The sequence below is a fragment of the Klebsiella sp. F11 genome, assembly GCF_056712265.1.
On record NZ_CM160060.1, the window covers coordinates 3,961,674 to 3,986,160 of the forward strand.

The 24,487-nt window shown below is 59.7% G+C and carries 22 protein-coding genes and 1 pseudogene; 13 read left to right on the forward strand and 10 right to left on the reverse strand.

The window, feature by feature from the left end:
* Nucleotides 1-6: 6 nt before the first annotated feature.
* From pcp to AC1M2H_RS19630, 5 genes are read right to left on the reverse strand one after another with little or no spacing between them, the layout of a single operon-like run.
* The gene (gene pcp / locus AC1M2H_RS19610) at nt 7-651 is read right to left on the reverse strand and encodes a pyroglutamyl-peptidase I (protein WP_480148687.1); all 645 of its coding nucleotides are present in this window, start codon (nt 649-651) and stop codon (nt 7-9) included.
* Nucleotides 652-700: 49 nt separating this feature from the next.
* Nucleotides 701-1,447, reverse strand: coding sequence for a 5-oxoprolinase subunit PxpA (pxpA, locus tag AC1M2H_RS19615; RefSeq protein ID WP_480148688.1), 747 nt, complete (start codon nt 1,445-1,447; stop codon nt 701-703).
* Entirely contained in the window at nt 1,437-2,369 is a 933-nt protein-coding gene (gene pxpC / locus AC1M2H_RS19620) for a 5-oxoprolinase subunit PxpC (RefSeq protein ID WP_480148689.1), read from the reverse strand. The genes pxpA and pxpC overlap by 11 nt, the downstream gene beginning before the upstream one ends.
* Nucleotides 2,363-3,019, reverse strand: a complete 657-nt coding sequence (gene pxpB / locus AC1M2H_RS19625) for a 5-oxoprolinase subunit PxpB (RefSeq protein WP_480148690.1) — start codon at nt 3,017-3,019, stop codon at nt 2,363-2,365. Before pxpB ends, pxpC begins: the two co-directional genes overlap by 7 nt.
* A 14-nt stretch (nt 3,020-3,033) precedes the next feature.
* Nucleotides 3,034-3,777, reverse strand: coding sequence for a type 2 GTP cyclohydrolase I (locus AC1M2H_RS19630; protein ID WP_480148691.1), 744 nt, complete (start codon nt 3,775-3,777; stop codon nt 3,034-3,036).
* Nucleotides 3,778-4,047: 270 nt separating this feature from the next.
* Between AC1M2H_RS19630 and dtpD the strand changes: the two genes are divergently transcribed.
* Complete coding sequence (dtpD, locus tag AC1M2H_RS19635; RefSeq protein ID WP_480148692.1) at nt 4,048-5,526, forward strand: dipeptide permease DtpD; 1,479 nt, start codon at nt 4,048-4,050, stop codon at nt 5,524-5,526.
* Here dtpD and phrB read toward each other — a convergent pair.
* From phrB to AC1M2H_RS19650, 3 genes and pseudogenes are all read right to left on the reverse strand, one after another.
* The gene (gene phrB, locus AC1M2H_RS19640; protein ID WP_480148693.1) at nt 5,498-6,940 is read right to left on the reverse strand and encodes a deoxyribodipyrimidine photo-lyase; all 1,443 of its coding nucleotides are present in this window, start codon (nt 6,938-6,940) and stop codon (nt 5,498-5,500) included. The two genes, dtpD and phrB, sit on opposite strands and share 29 nt — an antisense overlap.
* A 27-nt stretch (nt 6,941-6,967) precedes the next feature.
* A pseudogene (locus tag AC1M2H_RS19645) lies at nt 6,968-7,420 on the reverse strand (DUF1722 domain-containing protein); the annotation flags it as partial.
* A gap of 137 nt (nt 7,421-7,557) precedes the next feature.
* The gene (locus AC1M2H_RS19650) at nt 7,558-7,764 is read right to left on the reverse strand and encodes a DUF2517 family protein (protein WP_480148694.1); all 207 of its coding nucleotides are present in this window, start codon (nt 7,762-7,764) and stop codon (nt 7,558-7,560) included.
* Nucleotides 7,765-8,073: 309 nt separating this feature from the next.
* On the opposite strand from AC1M2H_RS19650, the gene kdpF reads away from it, so the two are divergent.
* The 9 genes from kdpF (at nt 8,074) to potE (ending at nt 20,044) form a co-directional block, all read left to right on the forward strand.
* Nucleotides 8,074-8,163 (forward strand): K(+)-transporting ATPase subunit F, encoded by a 90-nt coding sequence (gene kdpF, locus AC1M2H_RS19655; RefSeq protein ID WP_480148695.1) that lies wholly within the window; start codon nt 8,074-8,076, stop codon nt 8,161-8,163.
* The gene (gene kdpA, locus AC1M2H_RS19660; protein ID WP_480148696.1) at nt 8,163-9,842 is read left to right on the forward strand and encodes a potassium-transporting ATPase subunit KdpA; all 1,680 of its coding nucleotides are present in this window, start codon (nt 8,163-8,165) and stop codon (nt 9,840-9,842) included. Before kdpF ends, kdpA begins: the two co-directional genes overlap by 1 nt.
* Nucleotides 9,843-9,862: 20 nt before the next feature.
* Nucleotides 9,863-11,911 (forward strand): potassium-transporting ATPase subunit KdpB, encoded by a 2,049-nt coding sequence (gene kdpB / locus AC1M2H_RS19665; protein WP_480148697.1) that lies wholly within the window; start codon nt 9,863-9,865, stop codon nt 11,909-11,911.
* A 10-nt stretch (nt 11,912-11,921) separates the two neighbouring features.
* A complete protein-coding gene (gene kdpC, locus AC1M2H_RS19670; RefSeq protein ID WP_480148698.1) occupies nt 11,922-12,497 on the forward strand; it encodes a potassium-transporting ATPase subunit KdpC in 576 nt (191 codons plus the stop codon).
* A gap of 2 nt (nt 12,498-12,499) precedes the next feature.
* Nucleotides 12,500-15,187: a two-component system sensor histidine kinase KdpD gene (gene kdpD, locus AC1M2H_RS19675; protein ID WP_480148699.1), complete on the forward strand. Its 2,688-nt coding sequence runs from the start codon at nt 12,500-12,502 to the stop codon at nt 15,185-15,187.
* Nucleotides 15,188-15,215: 28 nt separating this feature from the next.
* A complete protein-coding gene (gene kdpE / locus AC1M2H_RS19680; protein WP_480148700.1) occupies nt 15,216-15,893 on the forward strand; it encodes a two-component system response regulator KdpE in 678 nt (225 codons plus the stop codon).
* 276 nt (nt 15,894-16,169) lie between these two features.
* A complete protein-coding gene (gene speFL, locus AC1M2H_RS19685) occupies nt 16,170-16,274 on the forward strand; it encodes a leader peptide SpeFL (protein WP_143350131.1) in 105 nt (34 codons plus the stop codon).
* Nucleotides 16,275-16,529: 255 nt separating this feature from the next.
* The gene (gene speF, locus AC1M2H_RS19690) at nt 16,530-18,728 is read left to right on the forward strand and encodes an ornithine decarboxylase SpeF (RefSeq protein WP_480148701.1); all 2,199 of its coding nucleotides are present in this window, start codon (nt 16,530-16,532) and stop codon (nt 18,726-18,728) included.
* Nucleotides 18,725-20,044, forward strand: coding sequence for a putrescine-ornithine antiporter (potE, locus tag AC1M2H_RS19695; RefSeq protein WP_480148702.1), 1,320 nt, complete (start codon nt 18,725-18,727; stop codon nt 20,042-20,044). The genes speF and potE overlap by 4 nt, the downstream gene beginning before the upstream one ends.
* A gap of 99 nt (nt 20,045-20,143) precedes the next feature.
* Here potE and pgm read toward each other — a convergent pair whose 3' ends face one another.
* Complete coding sequence (gene pgm / locus AC1M2H_RS19700; protein WP_480148703.1) at nt 20,144-21,784, reverse strand: phosphoglucomutase (alpha-D-glucose-1,6-bisphosphate-dependent); 1,641 nt, start codon at nt 21,782-21,784, stop codon at nt 20,144-20,146.
* 33 nt (nt 21,785-21,817) lie between these two features.
* Entirely contained in the window at nt 21,818-22,366 is a 549-nt protein-coding gene (gene seqA / locus AC1M2H_RS19705; protein WP_480148704.1) for a replication initiation negative regulator SeqA, read from the reverse strand.
* Between the two features lie 183 nt (nt 22,367-22,549).
* Here seqA and ybfF point away from each other — a divergent pair, with 183 nt between their 5' ends.
* From ybfF to fldA, 3 genes are all read left to right on the forward strand, one after another.
* A complete protein-coding gene (gene ybfF / locus AC1M2H_RS19710; RefSeq protein WP_480148705.1) occupies nt 22,550-23,323 on the forward strand; it encodes an esterase in 774 nt (257 codons plus the stop codon).
* 133 nt (nt 23,324-23,456) lie between these two features.
* Entirely contained in the window at nt 23,457-23,750 is a 294-nt protein-coding gene (gene ybfE / locus AC1M2H_RS19715) for a LexA regulated protein (protein ID WP_041144611.1), read from the forward strand.
* Between the two features lie 150 nt (nt 23,751-23,900).
* Nucleotides 23,901-24,431 (forward strand): flavodoxin FldA, encoded by a 531-nt coding sequence (gene fldA, locus AC1M2H_RS19720; protein WP_480148706.1) that lies wholly within the window; start codon nt 23,901-23,903, stop codon nt 24,429-24,431.
* The last annotated feature ends 56 nt before the right edge of the window (nt 24,432-24,487 follow it).

Consider the following 24,487-nt stretch of genomic DNA (forward strand, 5'->3'; position numbering starts at 1 on the left):
CTTCTGTTAGTACGTTGCGCCACCGGTAATGCTGAGATCTTCATCGTGGGTCAGGGCCACGGCTATCGCCGTTTCCAGAGCTGCTCGTATCGTTTCCAGCGCCATGCTCGCCTCGCCGGGATGGGCCGCAGCCTGCTCCGGCAAATACGGAATATGAATAAAGCCGCCTTTTGCGCCAGCGCTGCCCTGTAGCTTATGCAGCAAACCATACATAACGTGATTACACACGAACGTCCCCGCCGTTTGCGATACCGAGGCGGGAATACCCTGCTGGCGCAGCGCGGCGACGATCGCTTTGATCGGCAGGCTGCTGAACCAGGCGGCGGGGCCGCCGTCAACGATCGGCTCGTCGATCGGCTGCTGGCCCTTGTTATCCGGGATCCGCGCATCGTCGATGTTGATGGCCACGCGTTCAACGGTAATATCAGCCCGCCCTCCCGCCTGGCCAATGGCCAGGGTCAGAGCGGGCCTGAGCTCATCCAGCGCGGCGTGAAGCACCGTCAGCGCCTCGTTAAAAACGCAGGGCAGCTGCCGCGCCACGACGCGCTCTCCGGCAATGATAGCGCCGTCAAGCCGCTTTACCACTTCCCACGAAGGGTTAACCGTTTCGCCGCCAAACGGCTCGAAACCGGTGATCAATACGCCAGCCATGCTCCCTTCTCTTCTCCCGGTATCTTTATAGTCTGTTGTAACTATCTTCCTACTCTTCCACCGCCGCGCTAACCTGCACGTTGCGTCCGGCAAACGCCGCGCGTAAACGGCGGGCAAACTCCAGCGCGTGCTCCCCGTCACCGTGCAGACAAACGGTTTCTGCCACGACGGGCGCCCATTCGCCGGTCACGCTACGCACCCGGTGGTGCTGCACCATCTCCAGCGTTTGCGCCAGCGCCTGCTCCTCATCGACAATCAGCGCGCCGGGCTGCGAACGCGGCACCAGGCTGCCGTCGGCCTGATATCCCCGGTCGGCGAACACTTCCTGGCGGGTGGATAGCCGGTAGTGCTGGCCCGCGCGAATCAGCTCGCTCCCCGCCAGCCCAACCAGCACCAGCTCGGGATTAAAATCACGCACGGCTCTGGCAATCGCATCCGCCAGCGGCGCCTCTTTCGCCGCCTGGTTATACAGCATGCCGTGCGGCTTAACGTGCTGCAGCTCGCCGCCCTCGGCGCGAACTATCGCCGCCAGGGCGCCAATCTGGTACAGCGTCTGGACGTAAACCGTCTCCGGCGGCAGCTGCATCGCGGTGCGGCCGAAGTTTTCCCGGTCCGGGAAGCTGGGGTGCGCCCCGACGGCAACGCCGTATTTTAGCGCCTCGCGCACGCATTGATGCATCAGCAGCGCATCGCCGGCGTGAAAGCCGCAGGCGATATTGGCGGAAGAGATCAGCTGCAAAAGCGCGCTATCGTTGGCGCAGCCTTCGCCGAGATCGGCATTTAAATCAATCTTCATCGTTAAGTCTCCACGCCAGCTGGTCAAGGTAGCGCTGCTGGTCGGCGCGCGCTTTCAGCGCCTCCTCCAGCGAGCAGGGAACAAAGTGAATCGGCTGACCCAGCGGGATTTGCGCCAGCTGGTACATATCCGCCTCAATGATGCTCGCGATCCGCGGATAGCCGCCAGTGGTTTGCGCATCGTTCATCAGCACAATCGGCTGACCACCGTGCGGCACCTGCACCACGCCGGGCAGCAGGCCGTGAGAGAGCATTTCGCGGTCGGTAGTGCGCGTCAGCGGCTGTCCCTGCAGGCGATAACCCATCCGGTTGCTCTGCGCGCTGAGCTGCCACGGCGAACGCCAGAAGGCGCCCTGCGAGACGCTGTCGAATTCATGATACTCCGGCCCCGGCAGCGCGCGAATGCGGTTGCCGATCGGCAGCTGCTTGACGCCCTGCGGGGCGCTAAAATCACGGGACGCTTTACCCAGTTTTAGCCGATCGCCGTCCTGCAGACGTCGCCCTTCCAGGCCGCCAATTCCGACCTTCAGGTCCGTGCTGCGCGATCCCAGCACCAGCGGTACGTCGATGCCTCCCGCCACTGCCAGATAGCTGCGGATGCCGTACTGAGGGTTTTTTAGCACCAGATGCTGGCCGGCTTGCGCCGCCGTTCGCCAGCCTACCCATACCGGCCGGCCGTCCACCGTCGCCTCACAGGCGGCGCCGGTCAGCGCAAACCAGCAGTCGCGTTCAAACTGAATATCCACCTGCCCAAGGGTGATCTCCAGGGCCGCCTCGTTGGCGTTATTCCCTACCAGCAGGTTAGCGATGGTCAGCGCCGGTTTATCCAGCGCCCCGCAGCGGCTGATGGCCGACCGGCGCTGCCCTTCCCGCCCGCCGTCCTGCACCGAGGTGTACATCCCCGCGCGAATCATCTTCAGCATATTCCCTCCTTTTGCGGCACGAAGCGCACCCGGTCGCCGGAGCGCAGCAGCGCCGGCTCCCTGCGCTGCGCATCAAATAGCGCCAGCGGCGTCCGCCCCAGCAGCTGCCAGCCGCCCGGCGTCGCCAGCGGATAGATGCCGGTTTGCGCGCCGCCGATGCCGACTGAACCCGCCGCGACCTGCAGACGCGGCTCCGCGCGACGCGGCGTTGCCAGCCGCTCCGGCAGGCCGCCGAGATAGGGAAAACCCGGCTGGAAGCCGAGAAACCACACCACGTACTCCACCGACGAGTGCAGCTCCACCACCTGCTTCTCGGTCAGCCCGCAGTGGCGCGCCACCTCGCCGAGGTCGGGCCCCGCTTCCCCGCCGTAGATAACCGGGATCGCAATCTCCCGCGACTCGGGCTCAAGGGCTTCGCTCTCTTCCCACCAGCGCTGCAAACGCTCAATCGCGTCCCACGCCATGAGCTGCGGGTGGCGCAGCACCACGGTGATATTGTTCATGCCCGGTATAACATCCACCGCATCTTCATGGTCCGTCAGCCTCTGGGCCAGACGCCAGATGCGCTTTTGACTTTCCAGCGTCACCGGGGGCTCCAGCTCGAGAACCACCGCCGTTTCGCCTAGCAGATAACAACGCGCTCGCTGCACTTTTCTCTCTCCCCTCAGGCCGGGTTAGGGATATCAATAAACGTGACGTCCAGATCGGTATTTTCCGTCAGCCATTCGCTGAGGGCGCGAATGCCGCCGCGCTCGGTGGCATGGTGGCCGGCAGCATAAAAATGCAGCGACTGCTCGCGCGCCGAGTGAATGGTTTGTTCCGAGACTTCGCCGGTAATAAAGGCATCGACGCCAAAGCGCACCGCGCTGTCGATAAAGCCCTGGCCGCCGCCGGTGCACCACGCTACCCGCGAAACTTTTTCCGGCCCGGTATCGCCGCACCACAGCGGTTTACGCCCCAGACGCGCTTCAATCCAAGAGGCCAGTTCGAGGCCGGAGACCGGTATCGACAGTTCGCCCCACGGCACCAGGGGCTCAATTTCCCCCATAATGGTGATACCCAGCAGCTGGGCCAGCTGGGCGTTATTGCCCAGTTCAGGGTGAGCATCCAGCGGCAGGTGCCAGCCGTAGAGGTTGATGTCGTTGGCCAGCAGGGTTTTCAGGCGCTGGCGCTTGATGCCGCGGATAGCCGGCGCCTCCCCTTTCCAGAAATAGCCGTGATGAACAATCACCGTATCCGCCTGCAGGCGCACGGCCTCATCCAGCAGCGCCTGGCTGGCGGTCACGCCGGTAACGATCCTTTGCACCGTCTCGCGTCCTTCCACCTGCAGGCCGTTCGGCGCATAGTCGCTGAACGTCGCGCTGTTAAGCTTTTCGTTAATGAGTTGTTCCAGTTCGCTATTTTTCATTATCGCTCCTTCAGGTCGTCAGGTTATCTGCAAAGATAACATAACGATAACCGCGCCGATCGTCGATAGCCCGCTCGCGACGCCCTCTATTTTGACTTTTAGCGTAAAGCCGCAATTTGTCTACCATCTCCATCGCGTATTCGTGTATATTTATGCACTATTACAGCATATTAAATAATCAGAAAGCCTTTAAAACCATGAATTCCACTACCTAAGCGCTATTCATACAGGAAGATCGACTTTCGTTTTACGGCAGGAACTGAGCGTTACATGAACACACAATCATCACAGCCGCGCGCCATCTACTACGTCGTCGCGCTGCAAATCTGGGAATATTTCAGTTTTTACGGTATGCGGGCGCTGCTGATTTTGTATCTCACTAATCAGCTTAAATATGATGATAACCACGCCTACGCCCTCTTCAGCGCCTACTGTTCTTTGGTTTACGTCACGCCGATCCTCGGCGGCTTTCTCGCCGATAAGCTGTTAGGTAACCGCATGGCGGTGATGATCGGCGCGCTGCTGATGGCCATTGGCCACCTGGTGCTCGGCGCCAGCGAAATCGCCCCTGCCTTCCTCTACCTGTCGCTGGCGATTATCGTTTGCGGCTACGGCCTGTTTAAGTCCAACGTCAGCTGCCTGCTCGGCGAGCTGTACGAGCCGGCCGACCCGCGCCGCGACGGCGGCTTCTCGCTAATGTACGCCGCAGGCAATATCGGCTCGATTATCGCCCCTATCGCCTGCGGATACGTGCAGGAGGAGTACAGCTGGGCAATGGGCTTCGCGCTGGCGGCCATCGGCATGATCGCCGGGCTGGTGATTTTCCTCTGCGGCAGCCGCCACTTTCGCCACACCGCCGGCGTCAACCGCGAGGCGCTGCGCGCCCGCCGCTTTATGCTGCCGAACTGGGGCTGGCTGCTGGTGCTGCTGGTGGCCACCCCGCTGCTGATCACCGTGCTGTTCTGGCAGGAGTGGTCGGTCTATGCGCTGATCGTCGCCACCGTCGTTGGCCTGGCGGTGCTGGCAAGAATCTATCTGCGGGCGGAAACCGCTAAACAGCGCCGGGATCTGCGCCTGATTATCGTCCTCACCGGCTTCAGCCTGCTGTTCTGGGCCTTCGCCCAGCAGGGCGGCAGCTCCATCAGCCTGTACATCGACCGCTTCGTTAACCGCCACGTGATGAGCTACGAAGTTCCGACCGCGATGTTCCAGTCGGTGAACGCCTTTGCGGTGATGCTCTGCGGAATGGTTCTGGCGTGGCTGGTCAAAGAGAATATCAGCGGCAACCGCACCGTGCGCATCTGGGGTAAATTTGCCCTCGGCCTTGGCCTGATGAGCGCCGGCTTCTGCATCCTGACGCTGAGCGCCCGCTGGTCGGCCACCTACGGCCACTCCTCAATGCCGCTGATGGTGCTGGGGCTGGCGGTAATGGGCTTCGCCGAGCTGTTTATCGATCCGGTGGCGATGTCGCAGATTACGCGAATTGAAATCCCCGGCGTCACCGGGGTGCTGACCGGCATCTACATGCTGCTCTCCGGGGCCATCGCCAACTATCTGGCAGGGGTTATCGCCGACCAGACGTCGCAGGGTTCGTTCGATGCGGCCGGCGCGGCGCACTACGCGATTGAGGCCTACATCGACGTCTTCAGCCAGATTACCTGGGGCGCGCTGGCCTGCGTCGGCCTGGTGCTGGCAATCTGGCTCTATCACTCCCTAAGGGTCAGGACCCGCCGCCTGGCGCTGGAGTAGCGCCTTTGCTGGCGGCCTCCCAGGCGGCCAGCGTCTCCAGCCGCGCCTGCTTGTGATCGACCCGCGGGCGCGGATACGCCAGGGTTACGCCCTGCTTATCGGCCCAGATCCACGGCTGGTGCAGGGCCTTTTCCGGCACCTCCGCCAGCTCCGGCAGCCACTGGCGAATAAACCTTCCCGCTTTATCGAACTTCTCGCCCTGAGTGGTGGGGTTGAAGATGCGGAAATAGGGCGCCGCGTCGGTCCCGGTAGAGGCCGCCCACTGCCAGCCGCCGTTATTGGCGGCTAAATCGCCGTCGATCAGCTGGCTGATGAAATAGCGCTCGCCGGCGCGCCAGTCGACGCGCAGATCCTTGACCAGAAAGCTGGCGACAATCATCCGCAGGCGGTTATGCATCCAGCCCGTCGCGTTGAGCTGGCGCATGGCGGCATCGACAATCGGAAAACCGGTGCGCCCCTCCTGCCATGCCTGCAGCCCCGGCTCGTCGTCGAGCCACGCCACCCCGTCGGTCCAGGCGATAAACGGCCGCCCCTTGCACAGCGCCGGGTAGTAAACCATCAGGTGGCGATAGAACTCGCGCCAGATAAGCTCGTTGAGCCATACCGCCCCGCCCTCGCCGTCCAGCGCGCCGGGCTGCTCCGCCAGCAGGCGGTGCAGGCACTGGCGCGGCGAGAGCGCGCCTATCGCCAGGCACGGCGAAAGCCGGCTGGTGCCCTCCTGTGCCGGAAAGTCGCGCTGCTGGTCATAATCGGCGGCCTTCTGCTGGCAAAAAGCGCGCAGGCCGGCGATGGCCGCTTTTTCATCGGCGGCAAACAGCAGCGGATCGAACGCCGTCTGCGGGTAGTCAATCTCCGGCAGGGCTGCCGGCGTCAGCGGCCCGTTTTTACGCGCCTTCGGCGCCGCCACGCACTCCGGCAGCATCTCGCGCAGACGGCGGATAAAGGCGTTTTTGAACGGCGTGAACACCTTATACATTTCACGACTGCCGGTCAGCACGCTGCCGGGCGCCAGCAGCAGGCTGTCGTCAAATCCCTGGCACACCACGCTGCTCAGCTTTTTCTCCGCCGCCGCGTCGCGCTGGCGCTCGTTGATTTCATACTGATAGTTGTAAAACAGATGGCTGACCTGTTGCTCCTCGCAGAACCTCGCCAGCAGGGCGACGCTGGCGGCAAAATCGGTCGCCTGCGCCACCTGTAGGGCGATACCGCGCTCGGCCAGCGCGGCCTGCAGGCTGCGCAAATGGCTGACCATAAACGCCGCCTGACGCGGCGCCATCCCGTGCCGACGCCACTGTTCTGGCGTGGCGATAAACAGCGCCAGAACGGTGGCATCGGGATCGCGGCAGGCCGCAGCCAGCGCCAGATTATCGTGAACGCGCAGATCCGCGCGAAACCAGACCAGATGGGTGGCCATAAAACTCCTGCTCTCAGTAGCGTCTCGTTAATCCTGCATCTCGGGCCAGGGGTTGAAATAGCGCTGGCCGGCGAGCCAGGGATCGGGAAATTCGCTCATATAGTGTTGGAGGAGGCTCACCGGCGCAAGCAGCGGCCGTTCGCCGCGGCGATATTGATCAATCAGCGAGGTCAGCTCCTGCTTCTGCTGCGCGGTTAAATGCTCGCGGAAGTAGCCCTGAACGTGCATCAGCACGTTGGTGTGATTGGCGCGGGTGGAGGGGTGGGCCAGCAGATGCGCCAGCCGCTCGCGGTAGGCAACAAAAAAATCCTCCAGAGACGGCCAGCGGGCGATCTCCGCCACGAAGGGGCCAATCTGGCGGTATTCAGGCTGTGAATGGGCCAGCAGTAAAAGCTTGTAGCGGCTGTGAAAATCCATCAGCCGGCCCCGGGTCAGCCCATCGCGGTGCAGATTGTCCAGCTCGCGCAGGGTGTAAAGCCGGGTTTTATCATCGTCCTCTAGCCAGTAATCGCTCATGACGGCTCCTTTTTCGCTAAGAGCTATCAGTGTAAGCCACTACGGGCGAAAAAAAACCGCCGGAAAACCGGCGGTTGCTTTGTTAGTCGACGGGATGGCTATCAGTAAAAATCAACGGCGGCCTTTTCGGCCTGCGCCATCCACACCGGCTGTTCGCTGGTCTTGGCCCATACGCGGTGCAGCCAGCTGTAATAGCGGGCGCGATCTTTCCAGAAGACCATCACCGGAAGCGCCGCGACGCCGGCCACGACGGCGAAAGCACGACGTAAGAAGACTACGTGAGCAGGATAAGTTTTGTATAACGCCATAATTTCTCTCCCTTATGTCAGGCCGGCAAGCTACGCCGGTAAAGTTTCAATGTTTCTCTGCGCAAAATAATAGCGCTTTGGCTGTAATTTTACTACTCATCCGACCACTAAAAACGGACTATTTAGCCTTTATTTACATTCATCCGGTAACTGAGTTACAAAAAAGTTAAATTAATACTAACCATTAGTTAAATAGTGGTCTTTGGCATTTTTATACTTTTTTTACACCGCCCCCGCCGATTTTTGCAAAATCTTTGCGCCGCAATTCCTATCCTGCGGGTAAATCGTAAATACACCCGGAGGTGGATTGTGAGTGCAGGCGTAATCGCTGGCGTGGCGCTGGTGTTCCTGTTGCTGGCTTATTTGGTTTATGCCCTGATCAACGCGGAGACATTCTAATGGCCGCTCAAGGATTTTTACTTATCGCCAGCTTTATTCTGCTGCTGATGGTTCTGGCGCGTCCGCTGGGAGCGGCGCTTGCCAGAATGATCAACGATAGCCCGCTGCCCGGCCTTGCCGGCATCGAGCGCGGAATCTGGCGCGTCGCAGGTATCCGTTCACAGGAGATGAACTGGTCTCAGTATCTCTTCGCCATTCTGCTGTTTAACGCCCTCGGGCTGGCGGCGCTGTTTGTTCTGCTGATGCTGCAGGGATCGCTACCGCTGAACCCTCAGCATCTACCCGGCCTCTCCTGGGACCTGGCGCTGAACACGGCGGTGAGCTTCGTCAGCAACACCAACTGGCAGGCCTACGCCGGCGAAACCACCATGAGCTATTTCAGCCAGATGGTGGGCCTGGCGGTGCAGAACTTCCTCTCGGCGGCAACCGGGATAGCGGTGATCTTCGCCTTCATCCGCGCCTGGTCACGTCAGCAGGTGAGCACCCTCGGCAACGCCTGGGTCGATCTCACCCGCATCACGCTCTGGCTGCTGCTGCCGATCTCGCTGCTGCTAGCCCTGTTCTTTATTCAGCAGGGCGTGCCGCAAAATCTGCTGCCGTACCAGGCCTTCACCTCTCTGGAGGGCGTGCGCCAGTCGCTGCCGATGGGGCCGGTGGCATCGCAGGAGGCGATTAAAATGCTGGGGACTAACGGCGGAGGCTTCTTTAACGCCAACTCGGCGCATCCGTTCGAAAACCCGACCGCGCTCAGCAATATGGTGCAGATGCTGGCGATTTTCCTGATCCCTGCGGCGCTGTGCTTTGCCTTCGGCGAGGCGGTGGGCGATCGCCGCCAGGGGCGGGCCATTTTGTGGGCCATGACGCTTATCTTCATCATCTGCGCGGCGGTGGTGATGTGGGCGGAAACCCACGGCAACCCGCACCTGCTGACGCTTGGCGCCGATAGCAGCGCGAATATGGAAGGCAAAGAGAGCCGCTTTGGCATTTTAGCCAGCAGCCTGTTTGCGGTGGTGACCACCGCCGCCTCCTGCGGGGCGGTAAATGCCATGCACGACTCCTTTACCGCGCTCGGCGGCATGGTGCCGATGTGGCTGATGCAGATCGGCGAAGTGGTCTTCGGCGGCGTCGGATCGGGCCTGTACGGCATGCTGCTGTTCGTCATGCTGGCGGTGTTTATCGCCGGGCTGATGATCGGCCGGACGCCGGAATATCTGGGTAAAAAGATCGACGTGCGCGAGATGAAAATGATCGCCCTGGCGATCCTCGTTACCCCGACCCTGGTTCTGCTCGGCACCGCGCTGGCGATGATGACCGATGCCGGACGGGCGGCGATGTTTAACCCCGGCCCGCACGGCTTTAGCGAAGTGCTGTACGCCGTCACCTCGGCGACCAATAACAACGGCAGCGCCTTCGGCGGCCTGAGCGCGGCTACCCCGTTCTGGAACCTGCTGCTGGCGTTCTGCATGCTGCTCGGCCGCTTCGCGGTCATCGTTCCGGTAATGGCGATTGCCGGCTCGCTGGTCGGCAAGAAAATCCAGCCCGCCAGCAGCGGCACGCTCGCCACCCATGACGCGCTGTTTATCGGGCTGCTGATCGGTACCGTGCTGCTGGTTGGCGCCCTGACCTTTATCCCCGCGCTGGCGCTCGGCCCGCTGGCGGAACACCTCTCCTTACTTTAAGCGATGCGGAGCAACCTGTTATGAGTCGCAAACAATTGGCCCTGCTGGAGCCGACGCTGGTACGCCAGGCGCTGCTGGACGCGGTGAAAAAGCTCAACCCTGCGGTGCAGTGGCGTAACCCGGTGATGTTCATTGTCTGGATCGGCAGCCTGGTCACCACCCTGCTCGCCGTCGGCATGGCCGGCGGGTATATTGCCGGCAGCGCCGGTTTTACCGCCGCCGTAAGCGTCTGGCTGTGGTTTACCGTGCTGTTCGCTAACTTCGCCGAAGCGATGGCCGAGGGGCGCAGTAAAGCCCAGGCCAACAGCCTGAAAGGCGTTAAAAAGACCTCATTCGCCCGCAAGCTGCGCGCCCCGCAGCACGATGCGCCAGTCGACCATATTCCGGCCGAGGATCTGCGCAAAGGCGACGTGGTGCTGGTGGAAGCCGGGGATATCATTCCCTGCGATGGCGAAGTGATTGAAGGCGGCGCGTCGGTGGATGAGAGCGCCATCACCGGGGAATCGGCGCCGGTGATCCGCGAATCCGGCGGCGACTTCGCGTCGGTCACCGGCGGGACGCGCATTCTCTCCGACTGGCTGGTGATTCGCTGCAGCGTCAACCCCGGCGAAACCTTCCTTGACCGGATGATCGCGATGGTGGAAGGCGCCCAGCGGCGCAAAACGCCGAACGAGATCGCGCTGACGATCCTGCTGATCGCCCTGACGCTGGTATTTCTGCTGGCCACCGCCACTATCTGGCCCTTCTCCGCGTGGAGCGGCAATGCGGTCAGCGTAACGGTACTGGTGGCGCTGCTGGTCTGCCTGATCCCCACCACCATCGGCGGCCTGCTGTCGGCCATCGGCGTCGCCGGGATGAGCCGCATGCTCGGCGCGAACGTTATCGCCACCAGCGGGCGCGCGGTTGAAGCCGCCGGCGACGTTGACGTTCTGCTGCTGGATAAAACCGGCACCATCACCCTCGGCAACCGTCAGGCCTCGGCCTTCCTGCCGGCCCGCGGCGTGGAGGAGAAAACCCTCGCCGACGCAGCGCAGCTCTCCTCCCTGGCGGATGAGACGCCCGAAGGCCGCAGCATCGTGGTGCTGGCTAAACAGCGGTTCAACCTGCGCGAACGCGACCTGCAGTCGCTGCAGGCGACCTTCGTGCCGTTCACCGCCCAAACGCGGATGAGCGGCATCAACATCGACCGGCGCATGATCCGCAAAGGCTCGGTCGACGCCATTCGTCGCCACGTCGAGGCCAACGGCGGCCACTTCCCGGCGGACGTCGACAAACAGGTGGAAGAGGTTGCCCGCCTGGGCGCCACGCCGCTGGTGGTGGCCGAAGGCGAGCGCGTGCTGGGGGTTATTTCGCTGAAAGATATCGTCAAAGGCGGGATCAAGGAGCGCTTTACCCAGCTGCGCAAGATGGGCATCAAAACGGTGATGATCACCGGCGATAACCGCCTGACCGCGGCGGCGATTGCCGCCGAAGCCGGGGTCGATGATTTTCTTGCCGAAGCCACGCCGGAAGCCAAGCTGGCGCTGATTCGCCAGTACCAGTCCGAAGGTCGGCTGGTGGCGATGACCGGCGACGGCACCAACGATGCCCCGGCGCTGGCCCAGGCCGACGTGGCGGTGGCGATGAACTCCGGCACCCAGGCGGCAAAAGAGGCCGGCAATATGGTCGACCTCGACTCCAACCCGACCAAATTAATTGAGGTGGTGCATATCGGTAAACAGATGCTGATGACCCGGGGTTCGTTAACCACCTTCAGTATCGCCAACGACGTGGCGAAATATTTTGCCATTATTCCGGCCGCCTTTGCCGCCGTCTACCCGCAGCTCGCCATGCTCAATGTGATGCGCCTGCACTCGCCGTCATCGGCGATCCTCAGCGCGGTTATCTTTAACGCGCTAATTATCGTCTTCCTGATCCCGCTGGCGCTGAAAGGCGTGAGCTATCGCCCGCTGTCGGCATCGGCCATGCTGCGCCGTAACCTGTGGGTCTACGGTCTTGGCGGGCTGCTGGTGCCGTTTATCGGCATCAAAGCCATCGATCTGTTGCTGACCCTGACCGGGCTGGCGTGAGGAAAATACCATGTCATTTATTCGTCCGGCTATTGTGCTGTTTATTCTGTTAACGCTGCTCACCGGCGGGCTCTATCCGCTGCTCACCACCGCCCTGGGACAGTGGTGGTTCCCCCAGCAGGCCAACGGTTCGCTGCTCCGCATTGATGGCGAGGTGCGCGGTTCGAGCCTGATTGGGCAAAACTTTACCGCCGCAGGCTATTTCCAGGGGCGTCCTTCGGCCATCGCCCAGACGGCGGACAGTCCGCTGGCGTCCGGCGGAAGCAACCTCGCCGCCAGCAACCCGGCGCTGGATAAAGCCATCGACGAACGGGTCGCGGCGCTGCGCCGCGCCAATCCGGACGCCAGCCCGCGGGTGCCGGTGGAGCTGGTCACCGCCTCGGCAAGCGGGCTGGATAACGGCCTGACGCCGGCGGCGGCGCTGTGGCAGGTTCCGCGCATCGCCAAAGCCCGCAGTCTGAGCGCTGAACAGGTCACCCGGCTGGTCAATGAGGCGACGCAAAAACCGCTGGTCAGTTTTCTCGGCCAACCTGTGGTAAATATACTGCAGCTGAATATGGCGCTGGATGCCCTGAAGGATAACTAAAAATGAGTGACGAGCCGCTGCGCCCGGACCCTGACCGTCTGTTGCAACACGCCGCCGCGCCGCATCGCGGGAAGCTGAAGGTGTTCTTTGGCGCCTGCGCGGGCGTCGGTAAAACCTGGGCGATGCTGGCGGAGGCGCAGCGGCTACGCACCCAGGGGCTCGATATTCTGATTGGCGTGGCGGAGACCCACGGGCGTAAAGAGACGGCGGCGATGCTGGAAGGGCTGAGCACCCTCCCCCCGCGCCGTTTCTCCCACCGCGGGCGCTACGTTCACGAATTCGATCTCGACGCCGCCCTGGCCCGCCGTCCGGCGCTGATTCTGGTCGACGAGCTGGCGCACAGCAACGCTCCTGGCTCACGTCACCCCAAACGCTGGCAGGACGTCGAGGAGCTGCTGGAAGCCGGCATCGACGTCTTTACCACCGTTAACGTCCAGCATCTGGAAAGCCTGAACGACGTGGTCAGCGGCATCACCGGCGTGCAGGTCCGCGAAACCGTCCCCGACCCGTTCTTTGATGCCGCCGATGACGTGGTGCTGGTGGATCTCCCGCCCGACGATCTCCGCCAGCGCCTTAATGAAGGGAAGGTGTATATCGGCGGCCAGGCCGAACGCGCCATCGAAAACTTCTTTCGCAAAGGCAACCTGATTGCCCTGCGCGAGCTGGCGCTGCGCCGCACCGCCGACCGGGTCGATGAGCAGATGCGCGCCTGGCGCGACCGCCAGGGTCAGGAGAAGGTCTGGCACACCCGCGACGCCATCCTGCTGTGCATTGGCCACAATACCGGCAGCGAGAAGCTGGTACGCGCCGCCGCCCGGCTGGCGGCCAGGCTCGGCAGCGTTTGGCACGCGGTCTACGTTGAAACCCCGTCGCTGCATCGCCTGCCGGAAGCCAGGCGGCGGGCGATCCTCGCGGCGCTCAGGCTCGCCCAGGAGCTGGGCGCGGAGACCGCCACCTTGTCCGATCCTTCGGAAGAGAAAGCGGTTTTGCACTACGCCCGCGAGCATAACCTCGGCAAGATCGTTATCGGCCGTCAGCGTCAGCGCCGCTGGTGGGATCGCCAGGGCTTTGCCGAGCGCCTGGCCCGCCACGCGCCGGACCTCGATCTGGTAGTGATTGCCCTTGATGAAAAGAGCGCCCCCCTGCCCGCCCGCGCCAGCGATAGCCGTCCCGCGATGGAGAAGTGGCGGCTGCAGCTGCAGGGCTGCTGCGTCGCGGTGGCCATCTGCGCGGTGATTACGCTCGTCGCCATGCAGTGGCTGGTGGCCTTTGAGGCCGCTAACCTGGTGATGATCTACCTGCTCGGGGTGGTCGTTATCGCCCTGCTGTACGGCCGCTGGCCGTCGGTGCTGGCGACGGTTATCAACGTCGTCAGCTTCGATCTGTTCTTTATCGCCCCGCGCGGGACGCTGGCGGTTTCCGACGTCCAGTATCTCCTGACCTTCGGGGTCATGCTCACCGTTGGTCTGGTGATCGGCAACCTTACCGCCGGCGTACGCTACCAGGCCCGCGTGGCCCGCTACCGCGAGCAGCGCACCCGCCATCTGTATGAGATGTCAAAAGCGCTGGCGGTCGGGCGCAGCCGGGAGGATATCGCCCTGACCAGCGAGCGCTTTATCGCCTCGACCTTCCAGGCCCGCGGCCAGCTCCTGCTGCCCGACGAGAGCGGGACTTTGCACCCGTTGACCCGGCAGACGGGGCTCACCTCGTGGGATGATGCGATTGCGCGCTGGAGCTTCGATAAAGGCCAGCCCGCCGGCGCGGGGACCGATACGCTGCCCGGCGTTCCCTATCAGATTCTGCCGCTGAAAAGCGCCGCCCGCAGCTGGGGGCTGCTGGTGGTTGAGCCGGATAACCTGCGCCAGCTGATGATCCCCGAGCAGCAGCGGCTGCTGGAGACCTTTACCCTGCTGGTAGCCAGCGCCCTCGAGCGGCTGACGCTCACCGCCAGCGAAGAGCAGGCCCGGCTTAACAGCGAACGCGAAAGCCTGCGTAACTCCCTGCTGGCGGCGCTGTCGCATGATTTACGCACCCCGCTGACGATCCTCTTCGGTCAGGCGGAAATTCTGACCCTCGACCTGGCGAGCGAAGGCTCGAAGCATGCCCCGCAGGCCAACGAAATTCGCCAGCACGTGCTCAACACCACCCGGCTGGTGAATAATCTGCTGGATATGGCGCGCATCCAGTCCGGTGGCTTTAATTTACATAAAGAGTGGCTCACTCTCGAAGAGGTGGTCGGCAGCGCGCTGCGGATGCTGGAGCCGGGCCTCGGCGGCCAGCGCATTCAGCTGGCGCTGCCCGATCCGCTGCTGTTGGTTCACGTTGACGGGCCGCTGTTTGAGCGGGTGCTGATCAATCTGCTGGAGAATGCGCTGAAGTACGCCGGACCGCAGGCGCAAATCGGCATTACGGCACAGGCCGACGATCGCCAGCTGCTGCTCGACGTGTGGGATAATGGCCCGGGGATCCCGCTGGGCCAGGAGCAGGCTATCTTTGATAAGTTCGCTCGCGGTCATAAGGAGTCCGCGATCCCGGGCGTAGGACTGGGACTGGCGATCTGCCAGGCGATCGTCGAGGTCCACGGCGGCACCATCGCCGCGCACACGCGCCCTGAGGGCGGCGCCTGCTTCCGTGTTACACTGCCGCGAGAAGCGCCGCCGGAGCTGGATGAGTGGTGCGGCGACGCCTGACCTGACTGCAAGCACTAGCCGAGGAACCGTGATCAACGTTCTTATTATTGAAGATGAACATGCTATTCGCCGCTTTCTGCGCACCGCGCTGGAAGCCGACGGCATGCGCGTATTTGAAGCCGAAACGCTGCAGCGCGGTCTGCTCGAAGCCGCAACCCGCAAGCCCGACCTGACGATCCTTGACCTTGGCCTCCCCGATGGCGACGGCGGTGATTTTATTCGCGAAGTGCGCCAGTGGAGCCAGATGCCGATTATCGTGCTGTCGGCGCGTACGGAAGAACAGGATAAGATTGCCGCGCTGGATGCCGGCGCCGATGACTATCTGAGCAAGCCGTTTGGCATTGGCGAGCTGCAGGCGCGGCTGCGGGTCGCGCTGCGCCGTCACGCCGGCGCCCGGGCCGACGAGCCCGTCGTCCGCTTTTCGACTATCCAGGTTGATATCCCGGCGCGGCGCATCCTGCGCGGCGAGGAGGAGATTCATCTGACCCCGATTGAGTTCCGCCTGCTGGCTGCGCTGCTGAATAATGCCGGCAAGGTGTTAACCCAGCGCCATCTGCTGAATCACGTCTGGGGGCCGAACGCGGTAGAGCACAGCCACTATCTGCGAATTTATATGGGGCATCTGCGGCAAAAGCTGGAGGTTGATCCCGCGCGGCCGCAGCATCTGCTGACCGAGACCGGCATCGGCTACCGGTTTATGCCGTAAATTCTTTTTCATTTATTTTTAATAAAAATAATTTTATTTGCAGAAAAATTTCATTGCTGAGGAAACGATATTTCCCCGGCAACGAATCATTTCACCATCAAAATGTAACAAAAAACCAACTAAACAAGAACAATAAAGAACATCATAACAAAAGTGCAACAAAAACCAGTCATATATATTGCCATTGATCTATTTTATTGATCAACTTCACGGAAACTATCAGTTTTACAAATAGAATAACTGAACTTTCAACAGAAAATGAAAGGAACGTTAAAAATGGAAAACAATAACCGACTAATGCCTCATATAAGGCGTACAACGCATATTATGATGTTCTCTCACCGCAATAGTTTCGATTTTCATTTCTTTAATGCCCGATAGTCTTCTGACTTCGGGCACTCAGTATGCAGGACTTCCCGATCCCTTGTGATACGGGGAAATTCCTGCACTCCGCGTGGTGCTCACCCACATAAACCCTGAATTAACCATAACCGGATACGGTAGGGTTTATTGTATCTAAAAAAAGCAATTTACTGATTTTATTATCAGCGAGATGGTTTTGCTTTTTTCCGGAGATATCAATTTCTCATGCGAGAAGTTGAGGGCCAACCATTACCAAAAATAAAGAGTTGAATAATGTCAAAATTAAAAATAGCCGTAAGTCGTCTCTGCCCGGATAGTTTTTCGACGCAGCGCAGCATCATTAATGTTAATGAGACAAGTTTTATTGATATTGCTGCAGTGGTACTTTCCATCAATGATATTGAAGAAGGAAAACTCGACGAAATCGATGCAACAGGCTACGGCATCCCGGTCTTCGTTACGACGCATGGCGAAGAGCGGGTGCCGGCGGAATATTTACCGCGTATATCGGGTGTTTTCGAACACAATGAAGCGCGCAGCGCATTCTACGGCCGCCAGCTGGAAACCGCAGCCAGTCACTATGAAACCCAGCTGCGTCCGCCTTTCTTCCGCGCCCTGGTCGACTATGTCAATCAGGGTAACAGCGCTTTTGATTGTCCCGGTCATCAAGGAGGCGAGTTTTTCCGGCTCCACCCGGCGGGAAATCAGTTCGTTGAGTACTTTGGAGAGACGCTTTTCCGCGCCGACCTGTGCAACGCCGATGTAGCCATGGGGGATCTGCTTATCCATGAAGGCGCGCCCTGCATCGCCCAGCAGCACGCGGCAAAAGTCTTTAACGCGGATAAAACCTATTTTGTCCTCAACGGGACGTCATCATCCAATAAGGTTGTGCTTAATGCCCTGCTAACGCCGGGTGACCTGGTGCTCTTTGACCGTAATAACCATAAATCCAACCATCACGGCGCCTTGCTACAGGCCGGCGCCACGCCGGTCTACCTGGAGACAGCGCGTAACCCCTATGGTTTTATCGGCGGGATTGACGCCCATTGCTTTGAAGAGGGCTACCTGCGCGAGCTTATTTGCGAAGTCGCGCCGCAGCGGGCCACGGACGCGCGCCCCTTCCGCCTGGCGGTCATTCAGCTTGGAACCTATGACGGTACTGTTTATAACGCCCGTCAGGTCGTTGATAAGATTGGCCATCTATGCGACTATATTCTGTTTGACTCCGCCTGGGTGGGTTATGAACAGTTCATTCCGATGATGGCCGATTGCTCTCCGCTGTTATTAGAGCTGGATGAGAACGATCCGGGTATTTTGGTCACCCAGTCCGTGCACAAGCAACAAGCCGGCTTCTCCCAGACCTCGCAGATCCATAAAAAAGATAACCATATCAAAGGACAGCCGCGCTACGTGCCGCATAAACGCATGAATAACGCCTTCATGATGCACGCCTCCACCAGCCCGTTCTACCCGCTCTTCGCGGCACTTGATATCAACGCCAAAATGCATGAGGGGATCGGCGGGCGTAACATGTGGATGAATTGTGTGGCGAACGGCATTGATGCGCGCAAACTGATCCTCGATAACTGCCAACATATTCGACCGTTTGTACCGGAAACGGTCGATGGAAAACCCTGGGCATCTTACCCCACCGCTCAAATCGCCAACGATCTGCGTTTCTTCCACTTTGTCCCCGGCGAACAGTGGCATGCATTCGAGGGCTACGCGGAACAGCAATATTTCGTTGATCCCTGCAAACTTCTGCTCACCACCCCCGGTATCAATGCACGCAGCGGCGAATATGATGACTTTGGCGTACCGGCAACCATTCTCGCCAACTTTCTGCGTGAAAACGGCGTTGTCCCGGAGAAATGCGACCTCAACTCGATCCTTTTTCTGCTGACGCCTGCGGAAGATATGGCCAAGCTGCAGCAGCTCGTTGCCCTGCTGGTGCGTTTCGAAAGCCTGCTGGCGTCCGACGTGCCGCTGGCCGACGTTCTGCCATCAATCTACCGGCAACATGAAGCGCGTTATGCCGGTTACACCCTGCGCCAGCTGTGCCAGGAGATGCACGACCTGTATTCCCGCCACAATGTGAAACAGCTGCAAAAAGAGATGTTCCGCAAAACACACTTTCCTCTCGTCAGTATGAATCCTCAACAGGCCAACTACGCCTATCTGCGCGGAGAGGTTGAGCTGGTTCGCCTTGGGGATGCGGAAGGAAGAATTGCGGCGGAAGGCGCGCTTCCTTACCCACCGGGCGTTCTTTGCGTTGTACCCGGCGAAGTCTGGGGCGGCTCAGCGCTGCGTTATTTCAGCGCACTGGAAGAAGGGATCAATCTGTTGCCAGGTTTTGCACCTGAGTTGCAGGGTGTGTATATCGAAGAACAGGACGGCCGTAAGCAGGTATGGTGCTACGTTATTCAGCAATGCGCCCCCAGGCACGCTCTGCTGAAAGGGGAAAAACTATGAGCAAGCCTAAGTCCAACAAAATGGGCGTTGTCCAGCTCACCATTCTGACCATCGTGAATATGATGGGCTCCGGGATCATTATGCTGCCGACCAAGCTTGCGGAGGTGGGTACCATCTCGATCATTTCATGGTTGGTGACCGCCGTCGGTTCAATGGCGCTGGCATGGGCATTCGCTAAGTGCGGGATGTTCAGCCGTAAATCCGGTGGGATGGGCGGCTACGCAGAGTATGCGTTCGGTAAATCCGGCAACTTTATGGCCAACTATACCTATGGCGTTTCGCTGCTGATTGCCAACGTCGCAATCGCGATCTCCGCCGTCGGCTACGGCACCGAGCTGTTCGGCGCCGCGCTGTCGCCGGTACAGATCGGTCTCGCAACCATCGGCGTGCTGTGGCTGTGCACCGTCGCCAACTTTGGCGGCGCGCGCATTACCGGACAGATCAGTAGTATCACCGTCTGGGGGGTGATCATTCCGGTTGTCGGCCTGTGCGTCATCGGCTGGTTCTGGTTTAGTCCAACCCTCTACGCCAACTCATGGAATCCGCACCACGTGCCGTTCTTCTCGGCCGTTGGTTCTTCCATTGCGATGACGCTGTGGGCCTTCCTCGGGCTTGAGTCGGCCTGCGCCAACGCCGAAGTCGTGGAAAATCCGGAACGCAACGTGCCGATCGCGGTGCTGGGAGGTACACTGGGTGCGGCGATAATTTATATCGTCTCAACCAACGTGATTGCAGGGATTGTGCCAAATATGGATTTAGCTAACTCCACGGCGCCGTTCGGGCTGGCCTTCGCGCAGATGTTTACTCCGGAAGTGGGTAAGGTCATCATGGCCCTGATGGTGATGTCCTGCTGCGGCTCGCTGCTCGGCTGGCAGTTCACTATCGCTCAGGTCTTTAAATCATCGGCCGATGAAGGCTATTTCCCGAAAATCTTCTCTCGGGTCACAAAAGTGGACGCACCGGTTCAGGGTATGCTGACCATCGTGATCATCCAGAGCGGACTCGCGCTGATGACTATCAGTCCGTCGCTGAACAGCCAGTTCAATGTACTGGTAAACCTGGCAGTAGTGACCAATATCATCCCGTATATTCTGTCGATGGCCGCGTTGGTGATTATCCAGAAAATGGCGAACGTCAATCCGGCGAAAGCCAAATCCGCCAACGTTGTGGCCTTTATCGGCGCACTGTATAGCTTTTATGCGCTCTACTCCTCCGGCGAAGAAGCCATGCTGTACGGCTCGATCGTCACCTTCCTCGGTTGGACGCTTTATGGTCTGGTATCGCCACGTTTTGAGCTGAAAAACAAACACGGCTGATACCTGGCGAACCCGGATTATCGGCGATGCGCAGGAGCGGCTGGTGAGGTAATCTGAGTACAGTGATATAAAAAAGGAGCCCTGCGGCTCCTTTTTCGTTTAGGCGTTTTTCAGCACTTCGCTGACAATTTCTACCGCCTCTTTCTCAATCTGCTTGCGATGCTCTTCGCCGAGGAAGCTTTCGCAGTAGATCTTGTAGGCGTCTTCCGTGCCTGACGGACGAGCGGCAAACCAGCCGTTATCGGTCATCACTTTCAGACCGCCGATCGACGCGCCGTTGCCAGGCGCGGCGGTCAGGCGAGCGGTGATCGGATCGCCCGCCAGCGTGCTTGCGCTGACCATCTCCGGCGACAGCTTCGACAGCGCCGCTTTTTGCGCGGAAGTTGCCGATGCCTGCAGGCGGTTATAGCTCGGCGCGCCGAAGCGTGCGGCCAGCTCATCGTAGTGCTGCTGCGGGTTTTTGCCGGTGACGGCGGTGATTTCCGCGGCCAGCAGGCACATGATGATACCGTCTTTGTCGGTGGACCACGGCGTGCCGTCAAAACGCAGGAACGAAGCGCCCGCGCTCTCTTCACCGCCGAAGCCAAAGCTGCCGTCAAACAGGCCGTCAACGAACCACTTAAAGCCAACCGGCACTTCCACCAGCTTACGGCCGAGGTCACCGACCACGCGGTCGATCATCGCCGAGGAGACCAGCGTTTTGCCGACGGCAACCTCTTTACCCCACTGCGGACGGTGCTGGAACAGATAGTTAATCGCCACCGCCAGATAGTGGTTCGGGTTCATCAGCCCGGCCGGGGTCACGATGCCGTGACGGTCGTAATCCGGATCGTTGGCGAAGGCCAGATCGAACTTATCGCGCAGCGCCAGCAGGCCGGCCATCGCGCACTCGGACGAGCAGTCCATACGGATGGCGCCGTCTTTATCCAGGTGCATAAAGCGGAAGGTTTGATCGACGTGATCGTTAACGATGGTCAGATCCAGCTTGTAATGCTCGGCGATACGCTTCCAGTATTCAATCCCGGAGCCGCCCAGCGGATCGACGCCAAGCTTGAGGCCCGCTTTTTGAATCGCCGCCATATCGACGATATCCGCCAGCCCTTCAATAAACGGCTGAACCAGATCCTGCTTTTTGACGTGGCCAGAAGCCAGAGCCGCATCGAGGGAGATGCGCTTCACGCCCTGCAGGCCGGAAGCCAGCAGCTCGTTAGCCCGGTTCTCCACCACTTTGGTGACGTTGGTATCAGCCGGACCGCCGTTCGGCGGGTTGTACTTGATACCGCCATCTTCCGGCGGGTTATGCGACGGCGTAATCACGATACCGTCCGCCAGCGGACCACCTTTTTTGTTGTGCACCAGAATGGCGTTGGAAATCGCCGGCGTCGGAGTGAAGCCGTTGTTTTCCTGCACGATCACATCAACACCGTTAGCGGCCAGCACTTCCAAAACGGAAATAAAGGCCGGCTCGGAGAGCGCATGGGTATCCTTACCGACGTAGCAAGGACCGGTAATACCGTTCTTCGCGCGATCTTCCGCAATCGCCTGAGCAATCGCCAGGATATGCTGCTCGTTGAAGTTATGGCGACCCGCGCTGCCGCGATGGCCAGAGGTCCCGAACTTCACCGCATGCTCCGCGTTGCCTGCTTCCGGCTGCAGTACATAGTACTGGGCAGTCAGCTGGGCGACGTTAATCAAATCACTCTGTTGTGCAGGCTGCCCCGCACGCTTATCGATTGCCATTGCCTGATCCTTCTGATGCAAGGGTGAATAAAGCTAGATCGTGCCGCAAACCTTCTCAATCAACTCCGTGGGGAATTGCATTGACTGCATGATATGTTCAATCATACTGCATTTACGGCCAGTATTGGTATTGGTAATCACCCACCACGGCGTGCCGGGTACCTGCTTAGGTTTGGTCTGATTGCCGCTTTTCAGCAGAACGCGGGCGTCTTCAGCGAAATAGGTACGCGTACGTCCGTGCAGTGATTCGGTGGCCGCAGCAAACGCTTTGCCGTCCAGCGAGTAGAGCGTCGTTAGCACCAGCATAAAACGGTTTACCGCGCGCTTTTGATCGGCGTATTCATCAGATAACAGCAGCTCGCGCATCGCGCGAACCTTATCTTTCACCGGGTTGGCAGGCTTGACCTCAACGGCAGCGGTCGGAGCCTGCGCCGGCGCGGCTTTCGCGACGGCGGTGGCGGTCTGGGAAGCGGCGGAAAATTTCAGCATGCGCCGTAAAATGTCGGATGCACTCTCACCAATATGCTGGGTGTGGCTGGCAATATAGCGATAGAGATCATCATCAACTTCAATTGTTTTCATCTTAATCCAGTGCGATATCTTTTTCTGAATACAAGTTGTCAGGATTATAAGGACAAATCCTAACCGCGGATAGCGTCAAACCAGGATGGCGGTAAAACTCAGATAGCTCTGGGTCTTGCAGCCGGATGGCAGAATGTCCAACATAATACCCTAACCCGACGGAGCGAAAAAAAGAACTTTGCCATGAAATTAAATAGCCGCGCGCAATCTGCGCAAAATCCGCACAATAATTCCCCGGTGGTCCTCGTTCACGGTCTGTTTGGCAGCCTTGATAACCTGGGGATCCTCGCGCGCGACCTGGTTGCCGACTACGATATCCTGCAGGTCGATATGCGCAATCACGGTCTTTCCCCGCGCGATCCGCAGATGACCTACGCCGCTATGGCGCAGGATCTGCTCGACACCCTTGACGATCTGCAGTTGGAAAAAGCGACCTTTATTGGCCACTCAATGGGCGGTAAAGCGGTGATGGCGCTAAGCGCCCTGGCCCCGGAGCGCATCGACGGCCTGGTGGCTATCGATATCGCGCCGGTGGATTATCACGTCCGCCGCCATGACGAAATCTTTGCCGCCATCAACGCCGTGACCGCCACCGGCGCCGCGACCCGTCAGCAGGCGGCGGCAATCATGCGCCAGCATCTGCAGGAAGAGGGGGTGATTCAGTTTCTGCTGAAGTCCTTCGTTGACGGCCAGTGGCGGTTTAACGTGCCGGTCCTGTGGGATCAATATAGCCATATCGTTGGCTGGCAGCCGGTTCCCGCCTGGCCGCATCCGGCCCTGTTTATCCCGGGCGGCAACTCTCCCTACGTGACCGACGAGTATCGCGACGCGCTGCTGGCGCAGTTCCCCCAGGCCCGCGCGCACGTGATTGCCGGCGCGGGCCATTGGGTCCATGCGGAGAAACCGGAAGCGGTATTGCGCGCCATTCGCCGATATCTCTCCTCTTTAGCGGCATAACTGGCTAAAAACTGCCCGACCGCGCCGCAGAATGCCCGCGGTCGTTGGCGCAGCGGTTCGCCTGATGTATTATGGCGCGCTATCTGTGTCGGCAATGGCCCGACAACTCGTTTCCCCGAAGTCACTCTGAATCATGGCAAAAGAACAAACGGACCGTACGACATTAGATTTGTTCGCAACCGAGCGTCGCCCGGGTAGACCAAAGACCAATCCGCTTTCGCGCGACGAACAGCTGCGCATCAATAAACGCAATCAGCTTAAACGCGACAAAGTTCGCGGCTTAAAGCGCGTGGAGCTTAAGCTCAACGCTGAAGCGGTCGATGCGCTCAATGAGCTGGCCGATGCCCGCAATATGAACCGCAGCGATCTGATTGAAGAGATGTTGATGAACCAGCTGGCAGCCCTGCATAGCCAGGGTAAAGTCTGAGAAACCGCAAAAACAGCACTTTCATGTAGCAGAGTGTGCAGTCGGGCGTGATTGCTGTTTCCGCCCCCTCCCCTGTTCTGCTATGATTGCCGTTATCTGCGGGCATTACGCCACTACCACATCATTAAGTATCAAGAGGTTATTTTACTCATGGCAATCATCGGCATCTTTTTTGGCAGCGACACCGGCAACACCGAAAATATTGCAAAAATGATCCAAAAGCAGCTTGGTAAAGACGTTGCTGATGTTCACGACATTGCCAAAAGCAGCAAAGAAGATCTGCAGGCTCATGACATTCTGCTGCTGGGCATCCCGACCTGGTACTACGGTGAAGCGCAGTGTGACTGGGACGATTTCTTCCCGACGCTGGAAGAGGTCGATTTCAACGGTAAGCTGGTCGCCCTGTTTGGCTGCGGTGACCAGGAAGACTACGCTGAATACTTCTGTGACGCGCTGGGTACCATTCGCGATATCATCGAACCGCGCGGCGCAACCATCGTCGGCCACTGGCCAACCGCGGGCTACCATTTCGAAGCCTCTAAAGGTCTCGCCGATGACGACCATTTCGTCGGTCTGGCTATCGATGAAGACCGTCAGCCTGAGCTGACCAACGAGCGCGTAGAGAAATGGGTTAAGCAGGTTTCTGAAGAACTGCACCTCGAAGAAATCAAAAACGCCTGATCGTTAACGGCGCTATCTTGGGATATCGCCGTATTAATAGGTAAAAGCAATAAAAC